Genomic DNA, 22,852 nt, shown 5'->3' with positions numbered 1-22,852 from the left:
ACGATACGATCGGTGCCCGGAAACGTTCTTCTCTGCGATCATGCTCGCCGCAACCGTCTTGTTCTGGCTATGATCAAGAACGAGTCCTGAGCCTAAGAAGTGACTTCGCGGGCTATCAAGTATCGTTGGCGCTATTGTCCGTCTTCTTACGGCCCCACATCCTCAGTATTGCAGGTCTACGGCTGTGACGGATTCGGATTTCTGAAATTTCAGATGCAGGAACTACCGTGATTTCAGGCCCCCAGTCTTCATAATCAACTTCGTTGCTTTCCCAGTCCTCGTTGTCAACGTTCTTAAAATGAGTGACGTAAATCGCAACAGAGCCATCGCTGCCCAATATCGCTGGACCGAATGGCGCATTCTCAAAATCTGCAAGCCTTTCTGACATCAGCTTCGCGCCATCCTTTTTCACAACTGTGATTGAGGATGGGCCAGAGTCTTCATTGGCAATCACACTTTCCCATGCGGCCCGATTTCGATCAGCGGACGAAATCCTCAGTTTCCTAAGAATCCAAGGCAGTGCTCTGTTGTTGAATTTCCGCCATGCTGCAGCAGAGAGAAGCGCAGCAATAATGCCAAGGAGGCTTATGCTGTATACAACGGACAGTTGTATCTCGCCACCCGCGGGAACCGGAAAGTGGCGACCATATAGGATCACAGACCTGCTGACGCCGCCTGCGCCACGAATGCAAACACCAGCGCTATCGCCAGCGTGTCCAGCGTGCGGTGAGTCGTGTCGCGGCCCGTGTAGGCAAGACGATAGGAAAGGTATCCCGCGATCAAGATCGCGAGTGTCTGGTAAGGAAGTTGAAGTAGATTTTCCAGTGCTTCCATGCTCTTACAAGAGCACTGTTTGCCTGCATTCACAACGTGTCTGTCATCAAGCAGATCGGTTGCGATGGGATCTGTAGGGGGGTCTTACCTTTTGCACGGACGCAGAAAAGGGGGAAGAGCACCCAAGGCACTGGGAGCAAAGGAAAACACAGCCCGGCGGTGACGGCGCGCGTCTGCAAATGAGCATGCAAAACGGGGCCGAAATCGCGCATTGATCGCGCAGGAACTTGCATTCGAGCGGCAGAAACCACGCATACTGCAAGGCGTTGTGACATAAGGGGAAAACGCGGACGGCGGTGCGTTCGGCGCGGGCCAGGACGCGCGATCCGCAGACGCCAAGGTCCGAACCGAGTTCGGACCTCGTGCAAAAGGTTCCCACCTTGGCGAAAACCGCGGTCCACCAACAGGTTAGCAGATGTGTCCCGAACAAGCCGGAGTTGGACGAGGTCCGAACAGGGTGTTTGCGGATCGCGCGTCAGAAACGGGCCTTAGCCGGGCGGTCCTGACGCCCGGGACTGCATCACCGGCATAGTCGACTACAGGCAGAGATAGAGGTGCTCGGTAATGTAGCCTGGGAGCTGGCGCGATGACGCGTATTCCGCCCGTTTCTTGCTGCCTTTGGCGCAGATGCGTGCAGCCTCTGCGGCGGTCTCTTCAGAGGGTGCCGCCTGGGCCCAGTATGCGAACTGCTGGATCGAGACGCTATCGCCATTGTAGGCGGCGACTACGGGCTTGCCCGCAGCGCAGCCCGACAGTGCGGTACAGGCACAGGCGAGTACAATCCATCTCATGATATCTCCTTTCGGTTCGTGCGCCACGGTCATGGCGTCCTGCAGTAATAGACCACGCGGCCGACGATGCGGAGCTGGTCGATCATGTCGCGGCCGATGGTTTCGGGGGGATAGGCGGGGTTGTCGGAGATCAGCTCGACCAGGCCGTCGAGGCGGCGGCGGATGCGCTTGACCAGCAGATCCTCGCCCACGTTGACGACCATGATGTGGCCATGCCGAATCTCGGTCTGACCATGATCGACGACCAGCAGCGCCCCGTTCGGGATCGAGGGTTCCATCGAATCGCCCGAGGCCGCGATGACCGAGCAGCGGTCGGGGTTGGCGCCCTGGGCCCGCAGGAAGGCGCGGTCGAGGGCCAGCGCGCCCAACTGCACCTCTGGCCCCACGGGCATGCCGAGGCCCGCCGAGGCGTGGATATCGAACAGCGGCAGGTGGATGAAGTTGGAACGAGCGTCCGACGTACCTCCTGATTTGGAAAGCCACGGCCCGGCATCCAGGCGCTCCCGTAGGCGTTTCAAGGACTCTCCAGCGACAATACTCCCTTCGCCGAACGCAATTCGATCAAGTGGAACATCGGCGGCCGCCGCAAGCCTGACGGCGTTCAAGAACGATGGGGTGGAGGTGCAAGCGGCATATTTCTCAAGCGTTCCAGTGGGTACGCCCGACTTCTTGTGCATGACAGCGACGCCGCCGCCCGCCTGAATCAGTGCAGCGATGCGCTCACGCAGTCGCGCGGCCTCCATATCAGAAGTCGTTTCCTCTGATCCCTCCATTTTAGACTTGCTCACCTCCATAAAAGGAGTAAACCTTTCCCTACGGCGCACCGCTCGCACGGCACGCCATTGTGACCACAGACCCAACAAAAGGCGGGTGGTGACGCACCCGCCCCCTGAAGGAGGCTTCATGGAACAGAAGAAACCGGCCCCGGTGCTGGACTGGCACGGCATCAAGGCCGAGCTGCACCGCCGGGGCATGACGCTGACCGCATTGGCGACGCGCGCGGGCCTGGACCCGTCGATGTGCCGCAAGGTCAACTCCCACTGCAACTACAAGGCCCAGAAGGCGATTGCCGACTTCCTGGACCTGAAGCCCGAGCAGCTGTGGCCCGACCGCTATCCCAAGAACAAACCTCGGATCCTCGATACCGCGAAATACCCGCCCGTCGAAAGGGAAAAGGATGCCGCGGGCGCTGACAAGAGGCGCTGCGCATGAGCGGGGTTTCGTCCAGGGCGCAGGCGGGCGCTGACAAGAGCGGATTGGGGCAGCGGATCAGGGCGGCCGCAGATCATATCGGCGGTTTGAACGTCCTGGCCGAACGGCTTTCAGGCGTTTCGCGCCGGACGCTTTCGGACTGGGTCAGTGACAAGACCGAACCGCGGGCTTCGTCTCTGGTTGAAATCTGTGAGGTGACGGGTGCCGATCTGAGCTGGCTTGTCACCGGAGAGCCCCAGCCGCAGCCCCAGGCGCAGACCTGCCGGCAGGCTGCCCCTTCCTCGTTGCCTGCCGACACGGGCGTCCTGGCGACGCTGGCCTCGGCCGGGGCGGGGCTGGGCTTCGGCGATGTCGCGGGCGGCGTGGCGCTGGCCGTGCTGTTCACCGCGGGGCTGTGGGTCGCCTATGGCACCGGGCTGGCGATGTGCGGGGGGTGCTGGTGATGGGCGGCGTGACCGTGATCGACCCGGTGTTCCGGGAATGGTTGGCCGCATTCCGGGAAGCGGCCGAGGCGTCGCAGCGGCTGAGCGACCAGTTGGGCGCGCTGATGCTGCAGGAAGACGACAGCGACTCCTATATCGGCACGCTGGTCCGGCTGAGCGAGCGGGCCGAAGAGGCGTCGGCCGCGGTGGCCAAGCTGGCCCATGCCGGCGTGACGGCGGGCGGGTTCGACCTGATCGAGGGTTTGCTCGACCTGCACGACGCCCTGCGCGCCCGGTGCGCGGGGGGCGCGGCATGAACGGCGTTCTTCCGACCCCCTTGCCGAACCCGTTGCTGGATGCAGCGCGGGTGGCGGTTGCAGGCCTGACCGAGCCGCAGCGGCTGGCGCTGGCGACCGAGATGGTCCTGGGCGCGGGCATGCCCGTCAGCATCCTGCAACTGCGCCGCTGCGCGCTGGCCGCGACGACCACCGCCGACAGCCTGGAGAAACTGGCCTTTGCCGATCGCGCGATGCGGTCCCTTGAGGGCCGGTTGTGAACACCTGCCCCCACTCACGGAAGGCAGGAGGCCCGCGCGGCGATTGACGTCCGCGGGTCGCCCCGGCCGGGGATACCCCCTCGCACCCGCCCCGGCCGGGGCATCACCGACGAGCAACACGAGACCTACAGGCAATCATGAGCGACACGACCTATCTGACGATCCCGCTGGCCCAGATCGCGGTGCCGGAGAACCGGGCAAGGACCTATTCCGAAGAGAATGCGCAGGCGCTGGCGGGCATCATCGCCGCGCAGGGGCTGCAGCACCCGATCACGGTGCGCGAAGCGGGCGATGGCTATGAGCTGGTCGCCGGGCTGCACCGGCTGCGCGCCTTCGAGATGAATGGCGAGGCCGCGATCCCGGCGCGGGTTTCCGCGGCCGAAACGGACGATGAAGCGCGGCTGGAAGAGGTGATGGAGAACCTTGGCCGGGGCGAGCTGATCGCGCTGGACCGGTGCCATCACCTCTACGAGCTGAAGCAGGTCTATGAGCGGGTGCATCCGGAGGCGAAGCATGGCGGAGATCGGAAGTCCGAGAAGATCAAGCGGCAAAGTTTGCCACTTGATCCTGACGCCCCCGCCGAGGTCTTCGGGTTTGCCAAGGCCGTTGCCGAAAAGGTCGGGCTTTCCGACCGCAGCATCCGGCTGGCCGTCAGGATCTGGACCGGCCTGACGCCCGACTCGCGCGCGCGTCTGGCGGGGACCGACCTGGCGGACAAGCAGACCGAGTTGAAGGCGCTGTCGGAGCTGACGGCCGCGCGGCAGGCGGCGGTTCTGGCGCTGATCCTGGAGGGGCGCGCGGGCAATGTGGCGCAGGCGCTGGAGCTCATGGCTGACGGGGTCGCGCCGAGCGTCGAGGAGAAGCGGTTCGGCCAGTTGTCGGAGCGGTTCAAGGCGCTGCCGGACCCGGATTTCGACCGGCTGATCGCGGCGCATGAGGAGCGGGTGATCGCCTCGCTGAAGCGGCAGGGGCGGTTCTGATGTCCCGGCACCGCGACCCGCTGACAAAGGATCTGTTCTCCTGGGAGCCGCCGAAGGTGGGCGTCGGGTACAGCGCCGACGTCATCGGGCGCGGGCGGCTGGACAACAAGATCGCGCGGATCGTGTCCCATGCGCTGCGGGATGCGCGGGAGGACAAGGGCCTGAGCCGGACCGAGGTGGCGCGGCGCATTTCTGACTTCCTTGGCAGGCCTGTGTCGGAATCGATGCTGAACAAGTGGTCTTCCGAGGGTTCGGAGGATCACCGCATCCCGCTGGATGCGTTCATCGGCCTGGTTCACGCGACCGGCGCGCGCGAGGCGCTGGGGTTCGTGCCGGGCGAGTTCGGCCTGACGGTGATCGAGGCCGAGTATGCGGACCTGATCGAGGAGCAGCTGCTGTTCGAGCACGAGCAGGAAGTGGCCGCGCGGCGCCAGGCGCTGGCGGCGCGGCGGAGGGCACGGCGATGAGCGGCCGGGATCTGGTTCTGACGGGCGCGGGCGAGGTGAAGGTCTGGTTCACCGCGCGCGAGTTGGCCGATCTGGCGAAGGCGCGCGGGCTGACGTCGTTTCCGACCAGCGAGCGGGGCTTTCAAAAGCTGGCCGAGCGCGAAGGATGGAACGACATGCCGGCCACGGTCGCGCGGAAGCGGCCGGGCCGCGCAGGCGGCGGCGGCATGGAGTATCATTTCAGCCTGCTGCCCGAGCGGATGCAGGTCGCGGTGCATCACCTGGACAAGCGGGCGCTGCGGACGGCCGCGCATCTGCAGGCGGCGGCATCCGAGCGGCGCCGGATCGCCGCGATCAAGGCGGCGGGGGCGAGCGCCAAGGCCCGGCGCGTGATGGAGGCGCGGGCCGAGGTCGTGATGTCGATCGAGGGGTATGCGATCTCGATGGGCGAGGACCGGGCCTGGGGCATCGCGCGGTTCCTGGAGGCGCAGGCGGCGTATCGGCAGCGTCAGGAAATCGAGCGGCGGCGCGACCGCGGCGCGGTTCTGACGGACAGCGATCTGCGCGCGCTGGCCGAGCCGCTGGTGCTGACCGCGGCGGGGGGGTTCGATCTGCGGCCCGAGGTGGTCGAGGCGGCGAACAACCGGCCGCGGGGCCGTGGGCCGATCGCGCGGCGGACGATCTACACCTGGTTCAAGGCCTGGGACGAGGGCGGGGCACCGGCGCTGGCCCCGGCGCCGACGCGCGCGTCGGCTGCACTGCCGCCGGGCTGGGACGGGTTCATGAGGATCTATGCCATGCCGGCCAAGCCGTCGGCCACCGAGGCGCTGGCCGCCTATATGGGCACGGTCACCGACCCGGCGATGGGGTTGACCATCGACCAGGTGCGGGGCGCGCTCAAGAAGCTCTCGTCGCTGGAGAAGAGCGTCGGCCGCGAGGGATTGCTGACGCTGAAATCGCGCATGGCCTATGTCCAGCGCACGACCGAGGGCATGTGGCCGACGACGGTCTATACAGCGGACGGCAAGACGTTCGACGCCGAGGTGGCCGATCCGGTCAGCGGTCGGCCGATGAAGCCCGAGATCACCTCGATCCTGGACGTGGCGACGCGGAAATGCGTGGGCTTCGCCGTGTCGCGCAAGGAGAACGTGATCGCGGTGACCGAGGCCTTGCGCAACGCCTGCCTCGATCACGGCATTCCGGCGATCTTCTACACGGACCGCGGCCCGGGCTACAAGAACAAGACCTTTGACGCCGATTGCGGCGGCTTGATGGCCCGGCTCGGCATCACGAAGATGCATGCCCTGCCCTATAACAGCCAGGCCAAGGGGCTGATCGAGCGGTTCAACGGCACGGTCTGGAACCCGCTTGCCAAGCGGCTGCCCACCTATATCGGCGCGGACATGGACAAGGAGGCCGCGAAGGCCGTCCACAAGCGGACACGTCGCGAGATCGCCGAGGTCGGCCGGTCGCGCGTGTTGATGGACTGGGACGCCTTCCTGGCGATGTGCCGGCAGGCGGTCGAGGAGTACAACGCCCGCCCGCATTCGGCGCTGCCCGTGTTCGAGGACCCGGAGGCCGGGATGCGGCGCCGGACCATGAGCCCCAACGAGGCCTGGGCGGCCCATGCCGCCGCCGGGTGGCAGCCGGTCACCGTCGCCGAGGACGAGCGCGACGACCTGTTCCGGCCCTACGAGGAGCGGATCACCCGGCGCGCTTTGGTCGAGTGGAACACCAACACGTATTTCCACCAGGACCTGGAGCGCTATCACGGCGAGAAGGTCCTGGTGGGCTACGATTTCCACCAGGCCGACCGGGTCTGGGTGCGCGAATTCGACGCCGAAACGGGCCTGCCCGGGCCGCTGATCTGCGTGGCGACCTTCGGCGGCAACAAGGAGCGCTATGTGCCGCTGACGGCGCAGCGCGCGGCCGAGGAAACCCGCGTGAAGGCGCAATTGCGCCGTATCGGCAAGAAGACGGCCGCGATCGAGGAGCAGCTGAACGCGCCCTTCACCATGGACGAGGTCATCCGTCCCGTGGCCGAGATCGATCCTGTCGTCCAGCCCAGTGCGCTGCGGGTCGTGGACGATGCCCCGCCCCCGGCCGCCGCAGCGGGCGCCCGATACACCAATCCCGATGCGGAGCTGGCGTGCCAGTGCATCGCCGATCCCTCGCAGCTGACGCCCGGCCGGGCGCGGCTGCTGCGCGAGCTGATGGGACGTCATTCCGGGAGGGAGGTTCTGAGACTTGCAGGCGTGGACCTGGACACGTTGGACGACCTGCTCAGGTCCGCCGCCTGAAGCCCTGACGAGCAGTAGAGAGGAAGGAGCATACATGAGACCCGTCTTCGTTGAAACAAGGAATTACGCCCGCTTCATGGAGGGGCTGAGCGCGCTCGATGCGCGCGGGGCCGAGGAATGCCGGCTGATCGTGGTGGACGGCCTGCCGGGCCTCGGCAAGACCACGATCCTGATGCGGTGGGCCACGACCAGCGGCGGCGTCTACCTGCGCGCCAAGACCGAGTGGACTTCGTACTGGTTGCTGGGCGAGCTGCTGGCCGAGGCGCGGGTGAACGCGCCCCACGGTTACGAGGCACGGTTCAAGGCCTGCCTCGCCGCTCTGGGAGAACGCGCGCAGGCCGCGGCGATCGCCGACCGCCAGTTTGCCGTCGTGATCGACGAGGCCGATTACGTCTCGGGCAAGGGCAAGCTGGTCGATACCGTCAGGGATCTGGCGGACCTGTCGGGCGTCCCGTTCATCCTTGTCGGCATGGGCCGCATCCGGGACAACCTGACCCGCTATCCGCAGACGGCATCGCGGATCAGCCGCTATGTCCGCTTCGAGCCGGCGGAGCTGGAGGATGTTCAGGCCTTTCTTGCGGCGCAGTGCGAGGTGCCGGTCGCGCCGGACCTGGCCGGGTTCGTGACCCAGGCGACGCGCGGGTTCAACCGGGAAATCCGCGAGGCGATCGTGGCGATCGAGCGGTTCGGGTTGCGCAACCCGCCCGCCGGCGCCGACGGGCTGAGCCTCCGCGAAATGGCCGGGCAGCACCTTATCAATGACCGGAAGTCCAGCCAGCCGATCCTTGTTCCGGGGCGCCCGCAATGAGCGACGAGGCGTTCACCAACCAGACCCGGCTGCTGCATCACCTGGGCGAGGCCTGCCTGATGATCGACGAGATCGCCGGTCAGCTGGGCCTGAGCCATCGGCAGGTGAGCGCGGCGGCGGCCGGACTGATCGAGCGGGGCTATGTCGAGCGCCTGGAGCGGGGATGTTTCCAGCTGACCGACAGCGGCCGGTTCGCCGCGCGGAACGCCGTGCGCATCGTGAGCGGCCCGCGCGGGCCGCACCGCAAGCCGAAGGCGCCCTGGCGGGACACGATCCGTCAGCGGGCCTGGGCCGCGATGCGCATCAAGAGGCAGTTCACCATCCGCGAGATCGCGATGGTCGCGGCCCGGGGCGACGAGGGCGACCCGGTCGACAACCTGACGCGGTATTTCCGGGCGCTGGTCCAGGCGGGCTACCTGCGTCAGCTGGCGCGCGAGCCCGGCCACGCGCCGGGATCGAACGGGTTCCTGCGGTTTCAGCTGGTCCGGGACACCGGCCCGCGCGCGCCGGTCTGGAGCGATGTGCGCCGCGCTGTCCACGATCACAACACCGGAAAGGATGTTCCGTGCAGCCCCGTCTGATGATCGAGATTCCGGATCCGGAATGGATCGAGCTGCTGCGCGCCGAGATCGACAAGGGCCGCAGCATCGCCGAGGTCGCGCGCGAAATCGGCATGGCACGCCCGTCGCTGTCGATGCTGCTGGCGGGGACCTATCCGGCCCGGATCGACAAGGTGACCGCGAAATACGGCGCAAAGGTCACCGCGCTGTACCGCAACCGGGTGCTCTGCCCGTTCCTGCGCCAGGGCATCCCGGCCGAGGAGTGCCGCGCCCACGCCTCGGCGCCGATGTCGACCTCGAACCCCGAGCGCCTGCGTCACTGGGCGGCCTGCCGGGCCTGTCCGATGAACCCGTTCGCCGCGCAGGCTGACCCTGCCTGCGCGCCCCCTTCGATCCATGCCAACAGGAGATCCAGCGCATGACCGAGAACCCGGAACAGACAAGGCCGGAGGCCCTTGCCGCCGACCCGATGTGGATGGACAGCGAAGGGCGCTACGTGCCGCTCTCGCGTATCAGCGAGGCCGACCAGATGAAGGATGAGCTGGTCCGCCGCCTGACCGGCGGCGCGAAGTCCATGCGCAGCGCGCTCGCAGCCTTCAAGGAATCGTCTCTGTCCGAGGTGATGGCCGCCAAGGACCTGATCTTCGAGAAATACGGCGCGCGCGTCGGCGGGCCGCAGGGCAACGTCACCTTCCGCAGCTTCGACGGCAGCCTCGAGGTCGAGGTCGCGGTCAGCAAGCGGATCAGCTTCGGCCCCGAGCTGCAGGCGGCCAAGGCCCTGATCGACGAGTGCATCGAGGACTGGGCGGAAGGCGGAAACGCCAATATCCGCGCGCTCGTCGAGCACGCCTTCCAGGTCAACAAGCAGGGCCGCATCGACACGGGCCGCGTGCTGGGCCTCAGGAAGCTCGAAATGAAGACGGCCGAGGGCAAGCCCGACCCGAAATGGGACAAGGCGATGACCGCGATCTCGGATGCGATCCGGGTCGATGGCAGCGCGACCTACATCCGGTTCTACGAGCGCGAGGAGCGCACGGGCCGGATGGAGCAGATCGTGCTCAACATCGCGTCGCTGTGAGGGGGGCGGGATGGGCGTCCCCTTTCAGACCGCGGATGGCCTGATCGACCTGACGGCGCTGTCCCCGCGCGATGTCAGCGCGTGGCGGGTCGCCGATGCGCTGGCCAAGATCAACCGCTTCTCGGGCCGCACGCCCGAGCCCTGGTCGGTGGCGGCACATTCGGTTCTGGTCGCACGCCTGGTCGATGCGCCGGAACAGAAGGCCTGGGCGCTCTTGCACGACGCGCACGAGGCGATCCTGGGCGACATGACCTCGCCCGCGGTGGCCTTCATCGCCGAGCACGGCCTGCCCTATGCGGGCGCCACCGTGCGCGAGTGCATCGACCGGGCGAAGGCGCGCGTGGACCGCGTGATCGGCGCCGCGTGGGCCGTCGCGCCGCGTCCGCGCGCGGCGGAGATCGTCCAGGCGGATCGGATCGCGCTTCAGGCCGAGATGGCGATCTTCTTCGGCGCCAGCCCGGTCCTGGAGCACCCCGACGATGCCGAGCGGATCGAGCGGGCACTTGCCATCATCGACGAACTGCCAGTGGGCCAGAACTGGCGCGTCGCGCGAGAGGTCTGGCTCGGTCATGCGCGCTCCTTTGCGCGCGAAGGACTGCTTCGGCTGCCCGCCGAAGACCACCCGCGGGACTGCCATGGTGCAGCCCGCCTGACCCGAAAGGAGAACGACCGATGGGCACTGTGAACAAGACCGACCTTGCGCGCGAACTGTCTGAACTAACCGGCCTGACGCGTCAGGCTGCGACCGAGGCGATCGAGATGCTGTTCGCCGCGGTGAAAACGCATGCCGTGGCGGGCGACACCGTCAGCATCCCCGGCTTCGGCCGGTTCCAGGTCAAGGCCCGCGCCGCGCGCACCGGGCGCAATCCGATGACCGGGGAGCCGATCCAGATCCCCGAGACCCGCAAGCTGGTCTTCAAGCCGGCCCGCCCCGCGACCTGATGCGAAACTGCCGTCCGGGCATCCCCCGGGCGGCGGTCGGCCGGGCGTGGTGGCCCGGCCCTGACGAGCAGCCAGGAGGTCAAGATGACGTATTCGCTTCGAACGCGGCCTGACGGCCAGACAGAGATCGTCGAGCTGCGGCCCGCCGTCGTGGCGACATTTGCCGACGAGGACATCGCCCAGAGGGTGCTGTCGTTCCTGCTCGACGAAGCCGGAGGGCGCGCTGCCGCGGCCGACCCGGCACCGGCGCCTGAGCCTGCGGAGGCCCCGGCCGATCCGGCCCACGAAACCCTGCCGGCCGTGGTCGCGCCCCTGGCGGATTTGGCCCCGGCCGACGCGGCGGATGAACCCACCGACGAGGACTTTCAGCGCGCCTTCCTGCGGATCCAGCAGGGCGAGAAGTTGTCGGACGTGGCCCTGTCGATGGGGGTTGCGATGCAGGTGCTGCGCGGGAAATGGGCGCAGGAATGCCGGATGGTGCAGCGGCGGGCGGCCGAGGCCGGCCAGATCGAATGCGCGATCTGCCACCGCCCGTTCACCCCGTCCCTTACCTCTTCGGAGCATTGCGCGAGGTGCGCCCGTGACTGACCCCGCCCCCTGGACCGAAGCCGAGATGCTGGAAGCCGCGGCCCGCGCCGTCGGCAAGATCGACGCGCGCGGCCCCCTGGGCCTGATCCGCGTCACCAGCCGCGAGATCGAGGCGATGGCGCTGACGCTGGTCTGCCTCGGCGTCGTGCCGATCCCGCCCGATGCGCCCCGGCCGGACCGAAGCCCGTTTTCACCGATCCAGAGGAGGGATTGAGATGGCCACGACCATCAAGCCGCGCCCCGGAGATGCCTGCGATCCGCGGTTCCTGGACATGGTGCGCCTGCACTACATGAGCCCGGAGCAGCTGTCCCTGGCCGCCTGCTGGCGCCGGGCGTGCAAGGCCGCCGAGGGCACGGACATCCCGATCGCCAGCTACGCAACGGTGCGGCGGCTGATGTACCGGACCATCTACCGGGACGTCCCGGCGAAGCGCAGGAGCGCGTGAGCCATGGCGATGTTCATCATGATCTTGGCTTCGGACGGAAATGCGAAGTCCCGCTCTGAATGGTCCGCGACCGAGACCGGCGACACATCAGCGGCAGCGGTTGTCATCCGCATGAAGCAAGCCCTGAACATCCTTACTGACACCAGTCTCGCCGAGCATCTCGGCCTGAGCAAGAATACCGTTTCGACGTGGATCAGCCGCAAAAGCGTGCCTTACGAGGCGGCCGTGAAGGTTGCGATCGAGGCTGGCGTCAGCCTCGATTTCCTTCTTCTGGGGAGGGACACCCCATGAACGCCAACGCGATCATCAACATCGCGCGGGCCGAGCTGGGCCTCGAGGAGGACGATTACCGGGCGCTGCTGGTGCGCGTCACCGGGCAGTCCTCGCTGCGCGCGATGGACGAGCGTCAGAAACGGGACGTAATTGACGCCCTGAAGACGCTCGGGTTCAAGGTGCGGCCCGGCAAGCGGGCGAAGACCCGGCCGGCCTCGTCGAAGCCGTATTGCCGGATGATCCACGCGCTCTGGGCGTCGTGCCACCGGCTGGGCGTGATCGAGAACGGTTCACGCGAGGCGCTCCGGGCCTTCTGCAAGCGGTTCGTGGCGCATGGCCATGACGGGGTCGCGGTCGATCCGGACTTGCTGTCCTACGCCCAGGCCAGCCCCATCATCGAGGCGCTGAAGAAGATGGAAGCCCGCGGCAAGGCCGGGGGGGCGGACGCTGCCAACGAACGGAGGGAGATGTGAGCGCCACGCCCCTCTTTTATTGCGACGACGAGACCTACGCAGTCGAAATGTTCGATCGGGTCGAGTTCCGGCATGTCGATTGCGGGCGGCTGACCCATGCAGGTGTGGTGACTGCGATCTATCCGCGGAAGCGCTCGGTGAAGGTGCGCTACCAGGACGGCGGCGACTGGAACAAGCAGGGTGAGCCGAGGGTAAAGGTCGCCATCGTCCCGCTGTCCTGCGTCGAGCTCGTCGGGAGGGACTATTGATGGCCCAGAATACCAGCAGCGCGGTCATGCAGCAGCGGCGCGAGCCGAAGGATGCACTGGACGATTTCCCGACGCCGCCCTGGGCGACCCGGGCGCTGTGCAACTGGCTGCGCACCTGGGCGGTCATGGATACCTGCCGCGAACCGGCGGCGAACCGGGGCCACATGGTCCGTCCGCTGCAGGAATACTTCCGGCAGGTGGAGGCCAGCGACGTCCACGATTACGGGGCGGGCTTCCCGGTGTTCGACTTCATCGGGATGGAGAAGCTGCCGCCCGCCGACTGGACGATCACCAACCCGCCCTTCCGCCTCGCCGAGGCGTTCATCGAGCGGGCGCTGGAGACCAGCCTTCAGGGCGTGGCGATGCTGGTCCGCTCCGCCTTTCTGGAGGGGGTGGGCCGTCACGACCGGCTCTTCAAGCCGCACCCGCCCGCCTACATCCTTCAGTTCAGCGAGCGCGTCGTGATGCACAAGGGGCGGCTGTCGCCCGATGGCAGCACGGCGACCGCCTATTGCTGGGTCATCTGGACACACGATTTCGACCCGAATTGGGGCACCCGCTTCGGCTGGGTCGCGCCCTGCCGGAAGCGCCTCGAGGCTCCGGGCGACTATCCGGAGGATCCCGGCCTCCAATGACCCGCGCCCCCGCCTCCACCGACGGCCTGCCGGAGTCGCTGATCGACGTGGCCGAGACGCTCGGCCTGCGGGTCGCGCTGCGGCTGATCGAGGTCTGTGGCGGGCAGGAGGTGAAATTCCCCAAATCCCCGCCTCCGGATCACCCGATCATCAAGGCGCTTGGTGAAGAGGACGGGTTTGCGCTATGCAGGTTCCTGGGCGGCGGCATGATCTATGTGCCCCATGCCCGGGCCCGCGCGGTGCGCCACCAGGTGGGCGCGCTGGAGGGCCAAGGCCTGAGCCGGGCCCAGATCGCCCGCCGCCTGGGGATTTCGCAGCGCCACGTGCGGCGCGTGGCGAACGGGCGGACCGCCCGAAACCCCGACCAGCCTGATCTTTTCCACGACTAGACCGCGCAGGCCGGACAGATGTCCGGACTAGGCAACCATGGCGAGCGGGCATCCCTCGGGAAACACCATTGCCCGGGGCCGACCAATGCAGACCAGTGAACAGGGACGCGCGTTCCTCGAAGGCCATGAGGGTGTCGCCCTGCGGGCCTATCGCTGCCCGGCCGGCAAATGGACCATCGGCGCAGGCCTGACCGCCGCCTCGGGCGTCGTCGTGCCGAAGGCGGGCATGGTCATCACCCGCACGGAGGCCAACCGGTTGCTGGCGCTGGCACTCATGCGGAACTACGAGCCCGCCGTCGGGGCCGCCATGCCGGGGGCGAAGCAACACGAGTTCGATGCGGGCGTGTCGTTCCATTTCAACACCGGGGCGATCGGGCGGGCGACGTGGGTCAAGCGCTGGCGCGTGAAGGCGCCGGTATCGGAGATCCGGGCGGCGCTGGGGGAATGGCGAAAAGGCGGTGGCAAGGTCTTGCCGGGCCTCGTGCTGCGCCGCGCGGAGGAATTCGAGATGCTCGCCTACGGTCGCTACGCGGGCATCGACCGCGTGGCGACGGTGCCCGTGCGGGCGGATGGCCTTGCGCGCTTCGCGGTCCCGGTCAGCGAGGCCGAGATCGCCGAAATCCGCAAGGGCTTCGCCTCGCTGGGATTCGATCCCGGAACGAATGCCCACGGCGTGCTGGCCACCACGGCCCGCGAGTTCCAGCGCCGCTACGGCCTGACGGTCGACGGCATCATCGGGCGGGCCACGCTTTCGGCGCTGCAGCGCGCGCTGGATGCGCGGGTCAAGGTCCAGGCGGGCGTCGTCGGTGCGGGCGGTTCGGCCGGGGGTGTCACTGCCGCCCGCGAGCTGCCCGAGGCCGCGCCCGCCGGGCTGGCCGACGCGCTGAGCGCTGCACCGTGGATCGAGCCCATCATCCTCGGCCTCGGCGCGATCTGGCTGGCCTGGCTCGCCTGGACCTATCGTGATGCGCTGGCCGCACGGCTCGATCGCCGTTTCCCGCGCATCGCCGCCAAGCTTCGGAGTATCTGATGAGCGCTGCCCTGGTTTCCATAGCCGCCCAGGTGGGCGCGCCCGTCGTGCGCAAGATCCTCGAACGCCGGATTGGCGCCGCGAATGCCGAACTTGCGGAGCACGTTGTCGCTGCCATCGCCCGTCAAGCCGGGGTGCGCTACGACGAGGTGGAGCAGCTGGCAACCTATCAGCCTGATCGCGTCTCGGATGCGATCCTGGCCGTCGAGAGCGCAAGCCCGGAACTGCTGGCACTCTACACCGCCGAGCTGGAGGCGAAGGCCGCGATGCTCGCGCGCGAGGACGAGGGGCACTGGCTGCGCTGGCTGTGGCGTCCGTTCTGGATGTACCTGCTGGCCTATCTGTGGTGGTGGAACATCCAGGGCGCGCATGTCGCGAACGCGATCTGGAAGACCGCGATCCCGACCGCCCCGTTCGAGGTCCTGCTGGGTCTGACCGTGTCGTACCTGACGCTCTACATGGGCGGCCATACCGGCAAGGCGATTGCCGCCAGTTTCGGGAAGGGTGCCTCGAAGTGAGCGATTTCCATGCCCAGGCCACGCGGGACGAAGCCGCTCACCAGCGTCTGAACGTGCTCGAACCCCGGGTCGCCAAGCTCGAGGTCGACCGTGCGGTCGGCGAGGAGCGGTTCAAGCACATCCAGACCTCGCTCGACCGCATCCAGTCGTCGACCAGCAAGGTCGTCTGGATCGTCCTGACGGCGATCCTTGGCGGGATCATGGCGTTCATCATCAATGGGGGCCTGAATGGCGGCCAGTGACGATACCCGCCGCAAGGCCAGGTCGGACTATGTCTATCGCCGGATGACGGGGGCCACGATCGCCACCGCCTACGGGATCAACCAGGCCACTTTCGGCCGCTGGAAGAAGACCGCCAAGGCCGCCGGTGATGACTGGGACCTGGCGCGGTCGGCCTCGATCATCGCGGGCGAAGGGATCGAGACGGTCGTGTCCTCGGTGCTCGAGGACTTCATGATCATGGCCCAGTCGCTGCTGGACGAGATCAAGAACGGCGAATTGCCGATGGACCAGAAGGTCCGGCACCTGGTCGCGCTGGCGGACGCGATGACCAAGATGACCGCCTCTGCCGGCAAGCTCGCGCCGAAGATCTCGGAGCTCGGGGTCGCCCAGAACGTGATGCACCACCTTCTGGACTTCGTGCGTCAGCACTTCCCGCAGCACGCCGCCGCGATCCTCGAGATCATCGAGCCGTTCGGGGAACGCCTGACCGGCCTCTATTCGTCATGAGCAAGCGCCCCCAGCTGAAGGCCGCCGTCTCGGCCCGGGACTTCCGGGACTCGCTCGCCACCATGGCGGACGAGTTCGCGCGCTGGATCGAGCTTTCCGTCGATGCCTTCCCGGCCGATCCCGATGCCCGGGCGGCGCGGCTGGCGCGCGTGGCCGATCCCGCGGCCGGATTCCGGTTCTTCATGGAAACCTACCTGCCGCATTACGTGAAGGGCGAGCCGAGCCTGTTTCACGAGCACATCTTCGCGCGGGTGCCCGAGATACTTGCGTCCGAGGCAGGCGTCAGGGATCTGTTCATCGCGCCGCGCGGTTCGTCGAAATCGACCCATCTCTCGCTCGGCTTCGCGCTCTACTGCATCGTGCGCGGGCTGAAGCGCTACATACTTGAGGTCTGCGACGTCTACGCCCAGGCCGCGCTGCTGATCGAGGCGATCAAGGCGGAGCTGACCACGAACCCGCGCCTGCAATACGATTTCCGCGAGGCCTGCGGCGAGGGGCGGGTCTGGCGCGAGGGCGAGATCGTCACCCGCGGCAACGTGCGCGTCGAGGGGCTGGGCGCAGGCCAGAAGATCCGTGGCCGGCGCCACGGCCCCCATCGGCCGGACCTGATGTTCCTGGACGACCTGGAGAACGACGAGGGCGTCCGTTCGCCCGAGCAGCGTCAGAAGCTGCAGCGCTGGGTCGAACGGGCGGCGCTGAAGGTCGGCCCGCCGGACGGGTCGATGGACGTGGTCTGGGTCGGGACGGTCCTGCATTTCGACGCCGTGCTGGTGCGCGCCGCGAAATCACCGGTCTGGCGGGTGACCGAGTTCCAGGCCATCGTGAAATGGCCGGACCGGATGGACCTGTGGGACCAGTTCGAGGAGGTCTTCACCAATGAGGGCGAGGCCGCCGCGCGCGCCTTCCATGCCGCGCACAGGGCCGAGATGGATGCCGGCGCCGTGGTCAACTGGCCCTCGATCCAGCCGCTGCTGTTCCTGATGCTGGAACGCGCGGCGAGCCACGACGCCTTCCAGACCGAGTACCAGAACAAGCCCATCTCGGACGGCAACCCGTTCGGCAAGCTGGTCTTCTGGACCAACAGGCTGCCCGACCTGATCTATTTCGGGGCGATCGACCCCTCGCTGGGCAAGGCGGGCGGCAAGGCACGAACGGTGCGCGACCCGTCCGCGATCCTGATCGGCGGATTCGACCGGCTGACGGGCCGGATGGACGTGGTCGAGGCCTCGATCCGCCGCCGGCTGCCCGACGTCATCATCGCCGACACGATCGCGCTGCAGCGCGAGTACCGCGCGCTGCTGTGGTTCGTCGAGGCGGTGCAGTTCCAGGAGTTCCTGCGCACCTCGCTGATGACCGAGGCGGCGAAGCAAGGCGTTGGCCTGTCGGCCGTGCCGATCACGCCCTCGGCCGACAAGAACCTGCGGATCGAGCGGTTGCAGCCGCCGGTGGCCGCCGGCCTGATCCGGTTCCATCCCGCGCACACCACCCTGATCGACCAGCTGCAACAATGGCCGAACGCAGATCACGATGACGGACCGGACTGCCTGGACATGCTCTGGCAGAACGCTTTGCACTTTGCCGGGGGCGGGGGCGCCGGTATCGGCGGCGGCGTAATGACCGCCGCATCCGACCATATCGACGGCTTGGAGGGCTACAGGCTATGAGCAGACGACGTCGCCGCAGCGCATCCTTCGCCGAACCCGGGCGCCGGAACCTTCCGGCCGAGTCCCGCACGCTGATCGCGAATGCCCGCAACGACATCACGATCCCCTTCTACTCGGGGGTGCTGCAGCACGCCGACGACACGCTGATCCAGCGCGGCGGCGGCAAGGGACTGAAGATCTATGACGAGATCGAGCGAGATACCCATGCCTGGGCGATGCTCCAGAAGCGCAAGAAGGTGCTGACCGCCCGCGAATGGGTCGTCGAGCCGGCCTCGGACGCACCGCGCGACGTCGAGGCGGCCGAGCTGGTGCGCGGCGCGCTCAAGGCGCTGCCATTCGACCGGGTATGCGAAGACCTGCTCGACGCGACGCTGAAGGGCTTCGCCGTCTCGGAGATCGTCTGGGCCCGTCAGGGCTCGCGCATCTTGCCCGAGCGCATCGTGACGCATGATCAGCGCCGATTTGCGTTCGACGAGCAGTGGCGGCCGCGGCTTCTGACCTGGTCGAACATGCGCGAGGGCATCGATCTGCCCGAGCGCAAGTTCATCGTGCATCGACATGGTGTGCAGGGGAACAACCCCTATGGCCTGGGACTGGGAACGCGGCTGTTCTGGCCGGTGCTGTTCAAGCGCGAGGGCGTCGCGTTCTGGCTGCACTTCGCCGAGAAGTTCGCAGGCCCCACGGTCGTCGGCGAGACGCCCTATGGCACGATGACCGAAGAGCAGCGAAAGCTCCTGGGCACGCTGAGGGACATCCGGACGTCTTCGGCCGTGGTCGTGCCGGTGGGCACGGGCGTCAGGTTCCTCGAGGCGGCGCGGTCCGGATCGGTCACCTACCAGGATTTCCTGACGTATTGGGACAAGCAGATTTCGATCTGCGTGACCGGCGAGACGCTGACCACCGATATCGGCGATACAGGATCGCGCGCGGCGTCCGAGACGCATGCCGACATGCTGGCGATGCTTGTCGACGGAGACGGCGACCTGTTGTCCGACACGCTGCGCGAGCAGCTCGTGACCTGGATCGTGGACTACAACCTGCCGGGCGCGGGCGTGCCCAGCGTCTGGCGCGTCCGCCCCGAAAGCGAGCGCGAGAAGGCCGACACGCGCCGCGCCCAGGCCGAGGCCGCGTCCGCCGCGACGGCGGCCCTGCGCGAGGTCCTGTCGCTGGCCGCGTCGATCGAGGACGATGAGGCCGCCCGGGCATTCGTGGTGGCATCGGGTGTCGTGCCCGATCTGTCGGAGGACGAGATCAACGCCCTGGTGGTCATCCGGGCGACGGTCGCACCTCCCGCGGCTCCGACCGTGCCGGGTGATCCCGCCTTTGCCGCCCCGCCTAAAAAAAAAGTCCCTGACCATGTCTGCCTTGCCGCCGGGCCGGGGCCGGCCGAACGGGTCCGCGACCAGCTGACCGAGGCCGTCCGACCGCATTTCGCACGGCGGCTGGCTGCGATCCGCCAGGCCATCGCCGACGCGCCCGACGTCGAGGCCGCGGCCCGATCCCTGCTCGAGCTCGGCGCGCGCTGGACGCCGGATGCGCTGGCCCGGCCGCTGGGCGAGGCGATGGAGCTGGCGATGTACGAGGGGCGCGAGACCGTGTTCCGGGATCTCGGCGGCGAGGTGGCCGACAATGCGATCGAGGTCGCGCCGCAGGCGTTTCGCGAGCAGATCGCGTTCCAGCGCCAGAAACGGCCCGCTCCCACGAAATCCTGGACCGACGCGCTGCGCGGCGTCCACGACCGGAAATTCGTGATCGCGGGGGCGACCGACATGGCGATGCTGGAGGATTTCCAGGAGGCCATTCTCGACTACCAACGGAACGGCCGCTCGATCGAGCAGTTCGGTCAGGACTTCGACCGGATCGCGGCGAAATACGGCTGGGAGTATCGCGGCGAACGGAACTGGCGCATCCGCACGATCCTGGAGACGAACGTGCGCACCAGCTTCATGGCGGGCCGGCTGGCGCAACTGCGCGATCCCGACATGGTCCGGCTGCGCCCCTATTGGCAGTACGTCCACGGTGACAGCCGCATTCCCGCCGAGCCGCGCCCGCAGCATCTGGCCTGGCACGGACTGGTCCTGAGGTGGGACGATCCCTGGTGGGACACCCATTTCCCGCCCAATGACTGGCTGTGCAGCTGCGGGGTCCGGCCATTGTCGGAGCGCGACCTGCGCAAGCTCGGCAAGACCGGGCCGGACACCGCGCCGATGGATGCCACCGTTCCGGTCATCGACAAGGCCACGGGCCAGATGGTGATGAAGCCGCAGGGCATCGGCGCGGGCTGGGACTACATGCCGGGCGACCGGTGGGAACGGGGCCTCGTGCCGTCGGCGCTGATCGAGGAGGCGGGCGGTGTGGCGGCGGGTCGGCAGCTGGCCCTGATCGACACGCCCGATCCGCTGGACGAGCTCCTGGCTGCGGCGCGGCCTTTCGATGGGCCGCTTCTGGACGGCGATCTCGATCCCGACGGGATGATCGCGGCCTTCCTGGAGATGTTCGGCGCCGAGCCGGGGCGCGCGGTGCTGCATGTCGACCAGGCGGGCGGCCGGATGCCCGTCTCGGACGAGTTGTTCCGCGATAGCCGCACCGGCTGGTTCAAGGGCGACAAGCGGAGCCGGGGCCGCTTCATGCTCTGGTTCGCCGAGACCCTGCTCGAGCCCGACGAGATCTGGATGGGTGTCATTGCCAAGCGGGACAACAATACCGGCGCGATCGTCGATGTTGTCGTCGATCGCCGTTACTTCCGCACGGACGGAACGCACGGGCTGATGGTGGTGTTCGAGGCCGGGACCAAACTCTGGGACGCGGTGACGGCCTACGACACGACGGATGCGAAGGGCCGCCCGTCGCTCAGGCTCTGGGACCGGCGCCGCGGCGGCAAGCTGCTCTGGAAACGAAAATGACGGCCGGGGTGATCCGACCGTCATGCCGGGTCCCTTGCAGGAGCATCACCGCTCTTCGGGTTCCCGGACACAGAGAATGTAGGCGTTTCAGCGGGGGTTTTCAATGACCGGCGTCACGATGGCCGTCACGATCGACGACCTGGAGGCGCAGGAGCGGCTGCGCACCCTGGTCGAGCGGATGGACAATCCCGCCGGGTTCTACAAGCAGGTTGGCGAGGAGATCGTACAGTCGACGCAGCGCAACTTCGCGTCCGAGTCCGCGCCGGACGGCACGCCCTGGGCGGCGCACGCCCCCTCGACCATCCGCCAGCGCATCCGGCGCGGCCAGGTGCCCATCACCAAGCTGCGCCGCAACGGCTTCGGCCAGACCCTCTACAACTCGCTGAACGCGCGCCCTTCGGCCGAGGGCGTGACGGTGGGCACGCCCATGCCCTATGGGGCCATCCATCAGCTCGGCGGCACGATCCGGCGGGAGGCGCGCACGGGCCGCCTGTTCGGGCGCGAGAATGTCTCGGTCCGCGCCTACACGATCACGATTCCCGCGCGTCCCTATCTCGGTCTCTCGGCCGAGGACGAGGAGGCGATCATCGAGCTGGCCGACGCCTGGTTGCGCGGCTGATGAGCGCCCTCGCTGAGCGGGCCGGAGAGGCCCCGGGATGGTCCGGGCGTCCCGACGCCCGTCGAAACCCGTGGAGGGCCGTTAACCCCCCGTTAGAATCGCGCTCCGCACCGATCCGGCGGCATCGGTGCCGCATGGCCGCATTCCGCGCTTGAGCGGCAGGCCGATACGGCGCATGCTCTGACCATCGGGAGACCAGGAGGGGCCGGACAAACGTCCGGTCTTTTGCGTTTCCGGGCTGCGCCATGGTGCCACCCAGCAACCACCTGGATGGACCCTGATGGCCCCTGCCGCCCGAACCGCGCGCATCGAAGTCTTCCGCCCCGGCACCTTCACGCCGATGCAGGGCGATGCGCTGACCTATTCCGCCGCCGATCTGAAGGCCGTGGCCGACGCCTACGACCCCGAGACGGCGCCCGCGCCCATCGTCGTCGGCCACCCCGCGACCGACGCCCCGGCCTTCGGATGGATCAAGGCGTTCGAGTACGACGCGACCGAGGGCCGGCTTTTTGCCGAGGCCGACGAGATCGACCCCGCGTTCTCGGACGCCGTGAGGGCCGGGCGCTACAAGAAGGTGTCGCTCAGCTTCTTCCGGCCCGACCATCCGGCGAACCCGGTGCCTGGCACCTGGTACCCGAAACACGTGGGGTTCCTGGGCGGCGCCGCGCCGGCCGTGCCGGGGTTGCGCAACGTGAAGTTCGCGATCCCGGCCGACGAGGCCGCGACCTTCACCGGCGAATTCGCCTGCCGCGCCGGGGACGAGGCCGCGGGCATCCTGCGCGGTCTGCGCGACTTCCTGATCGAGAAGTTCGGCCTGGAGGATGCGGACAAGGCGCTCCCGGCCTATCGGCTCGAATGGCTGGAAAGCATCTCCGCCGATCCGGGCGACAAGCCCGTGGTCGCCGCCCCCGACACCCCGGCCGTCCCCCCTGACCAGAAGAAGGAGCCCGCTGTGAGCCAGCAGCCCGATCCCGCCTTCGCCGAGCGCGAAGCCACCCTGACCGCCCGCGAGGAGCAGCTGAAGGCGCGCGAGCGCGACCTTGCGCATGCCGACAACGTCGCCTTCGCCGAGGGCCTGGTGACCGAAGGCCGCCTGTTGCCGGCCTCGAAGGACAAGGTCGTCGCGATCCTGGACGCGCTCCCGGCCGAGACCTCCGTCAGCTTTGCCGCCGGGGAGGCGATCACTCCCGCCGCCGCGATCCGCCAGGTCCTGGCCGAGCAGCCCAAGGTGGTGAGCTTCGGCGCGCTCGACCTGCCGGAGGCGGGCCAGAGCGACGGGGCCAGCTTCGCGGCCGACGGCAAGCCCGTCGATCCCGCCGGACTCGAGCTGCACCACAAGGCGCTGACCTTCCAGCGCGCCAACCCCGGCACGGCGTATATGGACGCCGTGCGCGCCGTTTCCTGACCG

General features: G+C 67.7%; 33 protein-coding genes and 1 other RNA gene. 30 read left to right on the top strand and 4 right to left on the bottom strand.

What is annotated here, in order from left to right:
* Positions 1 to 115: 115 nt before the first annotated feature.
* The 4 genes from EV216_RS08785 to EV216_RS08770 form a co-directional block, all read right to left on the bottom strand.
* Positions 116 to 658 carry a hypothetical protein gene (locus tag EV216_RS08785; protein ID WP_132694687.1) on the bottom strand — a complete coding sequence of 181 codons (543 nt, stop codon included), beginning with the start codon at positions 656 to 658 and terminating at the stop codon, positions 116 to 118.
* Complete coding sequence (locus tag EV216_RS08780; RefSeq protein WP_132694686.1) at positions 655 to 834, bottom strand: hypothetical protein; 180 nt, start codon at positions 832 to 834, stop codon at positions 655 to 657. The genes EV216_RS08785 and EV216_RS08780 overlap by 4 nt, the downstream gene beginning before the upstream one ends.
* Positions 835 to 1,370: 536 nt before the next feature.
* Entirely contained in the window at positions 1,371 to 1,625 is a 255-nt protein-coding gene (locus EV216_RS08775; protein ID WP_132694685.1) for a hypothetical protein, read from the bottom strand.
* A gap of 29 nt (positions 1,626 to 1,654) precedes the next feature.
* Positions 1,655 to 2,419 carry a S24 family peptidase gene (locus EV216_RS08770; protein WP_165899207.1) on the bottom strand — a complete coding sequence of 255 codons (765 nt, stop codon included), beginning with the start codon at positions 2,417 to 2,419 and terminating at the stop codon, positions 1,655 to 1,657.
* A gap of 109 nt (positions 2,420 to 2,528) precedes the next feature.
* Here EV216_RS08770 and EV216_RS08765 point away from each other — a divergent pair, with 109 nt between their 5' ends.
* The 30 genes from EV216_RS08765 (at position 2,529) to EV216_RS08620 (ending at position 22,849) form a co-directional block, all read left to right on the top strand.
* On the top strand, positions 2,529 to 2,837 hold the full coding sequence (locus EV216_RS08765; RefSeq protein WP_132694683.1) for a helix-turn-helix domain-containing protein: 309 nt from the start codon (positions 2,529 to 2,531) through the stop codon (positions 2,835 to 2,837).
* Positions 2,834 to 3,280, top strand: coding sequence for a helix-turn-helix domain-containing protein (locus EV216_RS08760; protein WP_132694682.1), 447 nt, complete (start codon positions 2,834 to 2,836; stop codon positions 3,278 to 3,280). The genes EV216_RS08765 and EV216_RS08760 overlap by 4 nt, the downstream gene beginning before the upstream one ends.
* Entirely contained in the window at positions 3,280 to 3,576 is a 297-nt protein-coding gene (locus EV216_RS08755) for a hypothetical protein (protein ID WP_132694681.1), read from the top strand. The genes EV216_RS08760 and EV216_RS08755 overlap by 1 nt, the downstream gene beginning before the upstream one ends.
* The gene (locus EV216_RS08750; RefSeq protein ID WP_132694680.1) at positions 3,573 to 3,815 is read left to right on the top strand and encodes a hypothetical protein; all 243 of its coding nucleotides are present in this window, start codon (positions 3,573 to 3,575) and stop codon (positions 3,813 to 3,815) included. Before EV216_RS08755 ends, EV216_RS08750 begins: the two co-directional genes overlap by 4 nt.
* A 137-nt stretch (positions 3,816 to 3,952) precedes the next feature.
* Positions 3,953 to 4,795, top strand: coding sequence for a ParB/RepB/Spo0J family partition protein (locus EV216_RS08745; protein ID WP_132694679.1), 843 nt, complete (start codon positions 3,953 to 3,955; stop codon positions 4,793 to 4,795).
* A complete protein-coding gene (locus EV216_RS08740; protein WP_243642025.1) occupies positions 4,795 to 5,262 on the top strand; it encodes a helix-turn-helix domain-containing protein in 468 nt (155 codons plus the stop codon). The genes EV216_RS08745 and EV216_RS08740 overlap by 1 nt, the downstream gene beginning before the upstream one ends.
* Entirely contained in the window at positions 5,259 to 7,541 is a 2,283-nt protein-coding gene (locus tag EV216_RS08735; protein ID WP_132694677.1) for a Mu transposase C-terminal domain-containing protein, read from the top strand. The genes EV216_RS08740 and EV216_RS08735 overlap by 4 nt, the downstream gene beginning before the upstream one ends.
* 34 nt (positions 7,542 to 7,575) lie before the next feature.
* The gene (locus EV216_RS08730) at positions 7,576 to 8,349 is read left to right on the top strand and encodes an AAA family ATPase (RefSeq protein WP_132694676.1); all 774 of its coding nucleotides are present in this window, start codon (positions 7,576 to 7,578) and stop codon (positions 8,347 to 8,349) included.
* Positions 8,346 to 8,930, top strand: coding sequence for a helix-turn-helix domain-containing protein (locus EV216_RS08725; RefSeq protein ID WP_132694675.1), 585 nt, complete (start codon positions 8,346 to 8,348; stop codon positions 8,928 to 8,930). The genes EV216_RS08730 and EV216_RS08725 overlap by 4 nt, the downstream gene beginning before the upstream one ends.
* On the top strand, positions 8,915 to 9,331 hold the full coding sequence (locus tag EV216_RS08720; RefSeq protein ID WP_207893989.1) for a helix-turn-helix domain-containing protein: 417 nt from the start codon (positions 8,915 to 8,917) through the stop codon (positions 9,329 to 9,331). The genes EV216_RS08725 and EV216_RS08720 overlap by 16 nt, the downstream gene beginning before the upstream one ends.
* Positions 9,328 to 9,987, top strand: coding sequence for a DUF3164 family protein (locus EV216_RS08715; RefSeq protein ID WP_207893988.1), 660 nt, complete (start codon positions 9,328 to 9,330; stop codon positions 9,985 to 9,987). The genes EV216_RS08720 and EV216_RS08715 overlap by 4 nt, the downstream gene beginning before the upstream one ends.
* Positions 9,988 to 9,997: 10 nt before the next feature.
* On the top strand, positions 9,998 to 10,672 hold the full coding sequence (locus EV216_RS08710) for a hypothetical protein (protein WP_132694674.1): 675 nt from the start codon (positions 9,998 to 10,000) through the stop codon (positions 10,670 to 10,672).
* Positions 10,660 to 10,929: an HU family DNA-binding protein gene (locus EV216_RS08705; RefSeq protein WP_243642024.1), complete on the top strand. Its 270-nt coding sequence runs from the start codon at positions 10,660 to 10,662 to the stop codon at positions 10,927 to 10,929. Before EV216_RS08710 ends, EV216_RS08705 begins: the two co-directional genes overlap by 13 nt.
* Positions 10,929 to 11,006: hammerhead ribozyme type II (locus tag EV216_RS08700), an RNA gene on the top strand. Before EV216_RS08705 ends, EV216_RS08700 begins: the two co-directional genes overlap by 1 nt.
* Before the next feature lie 7 nt (positions 11,007 to 11,013).
* Positions 11,014 to 11,517, top strand: coding sequence for a hypothetical protein (locus tag EV216_RS08695; RefSeq protein WP_132694673.1), 504 nt, complete (start codon positions 11,014 to 11,016; stop codon positions 11,515 to 11,517).
* A complete protein-coding gene (locus EV216_RS08690) occupies positions 11,510 to 11,731 on the top strand; it encodes a hypothetical protein (RefSeq protein WP_132694672.1) in 222 nt (73 codons plus the stop codon). The genes EV216_RS08695 and EV216_RS08690 overlap by 8 nt, the downstream gene beginning before the upstream one ends.
* A 1-nt stretch (position 11,732) precedes the next feature.
* On the top strand, positions 11,733 to 11,963 hold the full coding sequence (locus EV216_RS08685) for a hypothetical protein (protein ID WP_132694671.1): 231 nt from the start codon (positions 11,733 to 11,735) through the stop codon (positions 11,961 to 11,963).
* A 3-nt stretch (positions 11,964 to 11,966) separates the two neighbouring features.
* Entirely contained in the window at positions 11,967 to 12,254 is a 288-nt protein-coding gene (locus EV216_RS08680; protein ID WP_132694670.1) for a helix-turn-helix domain-containing protein, read from the top strand.
* The gene (locus EV216_RS08675) at positions 12,251 to 12,709 is read left to right on the top strand and encodes a regulatory protein GemA (protein ID WP_132694669.1); all 459 of its coding nucleotides are present in this window, start codon (positions 12,251 to 12,253) and stop codon (positions 12,707 to 12,709) included. The genes EV216_RS08680 and EV216_RS08675 overlap by 4 nt, the downstream gene beginning before the upstream one ends.
* Positions 12,706 to 12,957, top strand: a complete 252-nt coding sequence (locus EV216_RS08670) for a hypothetical protein (RefSeq protein WP_132694668.1) — start codon at positions 12,706 to 12,708, stop codon at positions 12,955 to 12,957. Before EV216_RS08675 ends, EV216_RS08670 begins: the two co-directional genes overlap by 4 nt.
* Complete coding sequence (locus EV216_RS08665) at positions 12,957 to 13,592, top strand: methyltransferase (RefSeq protein ID WP_132694667.1); 636 nt, start codon at positions 12,957 to 12,959, stop codon at positions 13,590 to 13,592. Before EV216_RS08670 ends, EV216_RS08665 begins: the two co-directional genes overlap by 1 nt.
* Positions 13,589 to 13,981 (top strand): helix-turn-helix domain-containing protein, encoded by a 393-nt coding sequence (locus tag EV216_RS08660; RefSeq protein WP_132694666.1) that lies wholly within the window; start codon positions 13,589 to 13,591, stop codon positions 13,979 to 13,981. The genes EV216_RS08665 and EV216_RS08660 overlap by 4 nt, the downstream gene beginning before the upstream one ends.
* Positions 13,982 to 14,066: 85 nt before the next feature.
* Positions 14,067 to 15,011 (top strand): glycoside hydrolase family protein, encoded by a 945-nt coding sequence (locus tag EV216_RS08655; protein ID WP_132694665.1) that lies wholly within the window; start codon positions 14,067 to 14,069, stop codon positions 15,009 to 15,011.
* Positions 15,011 to 15,529, top strand: a complete 519-nt coding sequence (locus EV216_RS08650) for a hypothetical protein (RefSeq protein ID WP_132694664.1) — start codon at positions 15,011 to 15,013, stop codon at positions 15,527 to 15,529. Before EV216_RS08655 ends, EV216_RS08650 begins: the two co-directional genes overlap by 1 nt.
* Entirely contained in the window at positions 15,526 to 15,771 is a 246-nt protein-coding gene (locus EV216_RS08645) for a hypothetical protein (RefSeq protein WP_132694663.1), read from the top strand. The genes EV216_RS08650 and EV216_RS08645 overlap by 4 nt, the downstream gene beginning before the upstream one ends.
* Entirely contained in the window at positions 15,758 to 16,258 is a 501-nt protein-coding gene (locus EV216_RS08640) for a DUF1804 family protein (protein ID WP_132694662.1), read from the top strand. The genes EV216_RS08645 and EV216_RS08640 overlap by 14 nt, the downstream gene beginning before the upstream one ends.
* The gene (gene terL / locus EV216_RS08635; protein WP_132694661.1) at positions 16,255 to 17,922 is read left to right on the top strand and encodes a phage terminase large subunit; all 1,668 of its coding nucleotides are present in this window, start codon (positions 16,255 to 16,257) and stop codon (positions 17,920 to 17,922) included. The genes EV216_RS08640 and terL overlap by 4 nt, the downstream gene beginning before the upstream one ends.
* Entirely contained in the window at positions 17,919 to 20,825 is a 2,907-nt protein-coding gene (locus tag EV216_RS08630; RefSeq protein WP_132694660.1) for a phage portal protein family protein, read from the top strand. The genes terL and EV216_RS08630 overlap by 4 nt, the downstream gene beginning before the upstream one ends.
* Before the next feature lie 103 nt (positions 20,826 to 20,928).
* Complete coding sequence (locus EV216_RS08625; protein WP_132694659.1) at positions 20,929 to 21,444, top strand: phage virion morphogenesis protein; 516 nt, start codon at positions 20,929 to 20,931, stop codon at positions 21,442 to 21,444.
* Positions 21,445 to 21,724: 280 nt separating this feature from the next.
* Positions 21,725 to 22,849: a hypothetical protein gene (locus EV216_RS08620; protein WP_132694658.1), complete on the top strand. Its 1,125-nt coding sequence runs from the start codon at positions 21,725 to 21,727 to the stop codon at positions 22,847 to 22,849.
* Positions 22,850 to 22,852: the final 3 nt, after the last annotated feature.

Origin of the sequence: Rhodovulum steppense, assembly GCF_004339675.1 — a bacterium.
GTDB lineage: Bacteria > Pseudomonadota > Alphaproteobacteria > Rhodobacterales > Rhodobacteraceae > Rhodovulum > Rhodovulum steppense.
Note: the sequence above shows the minus strand (reverse complement) of the source record. Positions and strands in the feature narration are given on the sequence as shown.

Bases quoted from the DNA above. Each gene is read 5' to 3' on its own strand.
- EV216_RS08780 (WP_132694686.1), bottom strand. From the start codon at position 834: ATGGAAGCACTGGAAAATCTACTTCAACTTCCTTACCAGACACTCGCG.
- EV216_RS08775 (WP_132694685.1), bottom strand. From the start codon at position 1,625: ATGAGATGGATTGTACTCGCCTGTGCCTGTACCGCACTGTCGGGCTGC.
- EV216_RS08770 (WP_165899207.1), bottom strand. From the start codon at position 2,419: ATGGAGGTGAGCAAGTCTAAAATGGAGGGATCAGAGGAAACGACTTCT.
- EV216_RS08765 (WP_132694683.1), top strand. From the start codon at position 2,529: ATGGAACAGAAGAAACCGGCCCCGGTGCTGGACTGGCACGGCATCAAG.
- EV216_RS08760 (WP_132694682.1), top strand. From the start codon at position 2,834: ATGAGCGGGGTTTCGTCCAGGGCGCAGGCGGGCGCTGACAAGAGCGGA.
- EV216_RS08755 (WP_132694681.1), top strand. From the start codon at position 3,280: ATGGGCGGCGTGACCGTGATCGACCCGGTGTTCCGGGAATGGTTGGCC.
- EV216_RS08750 (WP_132694680.1), top strand. From the start codon at position 3,573: ATGAACGGCGTTCTTCCGACCCCCTTGCCGAACCCGTTGCTGGATGCA.
- EV216_RS08745 (WP_132694679.1), top strand. From the start codon at position 3,953: ATGAGCGACACGACCTATCTGACGATCCCGCTGGCCCAGATCGCGGTG.
- EV216_RS08740 (WP_243642025.1), top strand. From the start codon at position 4,795: ATGTCCCGGCACCGCGACCCGCTGACAAAGGATCTGTTCTCCTGGGAG.
- EV216_RS08735 (WP_132694677.1), top strand. From the start codon at position 5,259: ATGAGCGGCCGGGATCTGGTTCTGACGGGCGCGGGCGAGGTGAAGGTC.
- EV216_RS08730 (WP_132694676.1), top strand. From the start codon at position 7,576: ATGAGACCCGTCTTCGTTGAAACAAGGAATTACGCCCGCTTCATGGAG.
- EV216_RS08725 (WP_132694675.1), top strand. From the start codon at position 8,346: ATGAGCGACGAGGCGTTCACCAACCAGACCCGGCTGCTGCATCACCTG.
- EV216_RS08715 (WP_207893988.1), top strand. From the start codon at position 9,328: ATGACCGAGAACCCGGAACAGACAAGGCCGGAGGCCCTTGCCGCCGAC.
- EV216_RS08710 (WP_132694674.1), top strand. From the start codon at position 9,998: ATGGGCGTCCCCTTTCAGACCGCGGATGGCCTGATCGACCTGACGGCG.
- EV216_RS08705 (WP_243642024.1), top strand. From the start codon at position 10,660: ATGGGCACTGTGAACAAGACCGACCTTGCGCGCGAACTGTCTGAACTA.
- EV216_RS08695 (WP_132694673.1), top strand. From the start codon at position 11,014: ATGACGTATTCGCTTCGAACGCGGCCTGACGGCCAGACAGAGATCGTC.
- EV216_RS08685 (WP_132694671.1), top strand. From the start codon at position 11,733: ATGGCCACGACCATCAAGCCGCGCCCCGGAGATGCCTGCGATCCGCGG.
- EV216_RS08680 (WP_132694670.1), top strand. From the start codon at position 11,967: ATGGCGATGTTCATCATGATCTTGGCTTCGGACGGAAATGCGAAGTCC.
- EV216_RS08675 (WP_132694669.1), top strand. From the start codon at position 12,251: ATGAACGCCAACGCGATCATCAACATCGCGCGGGCCGAGCTGGGCCTC.
- EV216_RS08665 (WP_132694667.1), top strand. From the start codon at position 12,957: ATGGCCCAGAATACCAGCAGCGCGGTCATGCAGCAGCGGCGCGAGCCG.
- EV216_RS08660 (WP_132694666.1), top strand. From the start codon at position 13,589: ATGACCCGCGCCCCCGCCTCCACCGACGGCCTGCCGGAGTCGCTGATC.
- EV216_RS08655 (WP_132694665.1), top strand. From the start codon at position 14,067: ATGCAGACCAGTGAACAGGGACGCGCGTTCCTCGAAGGCCATGAGGGT.
- EV216_RS08650 (WP_132694664.1), top strand. From the start codon at position 15,011: ATGAGCGCTGCCCTGGTTTCCATAGCCGCCCAGGTGGGCGCGCCCGTC.
- EV216_RS08640 (WP_132694662.1), top strand. From the start codon at position 15,758: ATGGCGGCCAGTGACGATACCCGCCGCAAGGCCAGGTCGGACTATGTC.
- terL (WP_132694661.1), top strand. From the start codon at position 16,255: ATGAGCAAGCGCCCCCAGCTGAAGGCCGCCGTCTCGGCCCGGGACTTC.
- EV216_RS08630 (WP_132694660.1), top strand. From the start codon at position 17,919: ATGAGCAGACGACGTCGCCGCAGCGCATCCTTCGCCGAACCCGGGCGC.
- EV216_RS08625 (WP_132694659.1), top strand. From the start codon at position 20,929: ATGACCGGCGTCACGATGGCCGTCACGATCGACGACCTGGAGGCGCAG.
- EV216_RS08620 (WP_132694658.1), top strand. From the start codon at position 21,725: ATGGCCCCTGCCGCCCGAACCGCGCGCATCGAAGTCTTCCGCCCCGGC.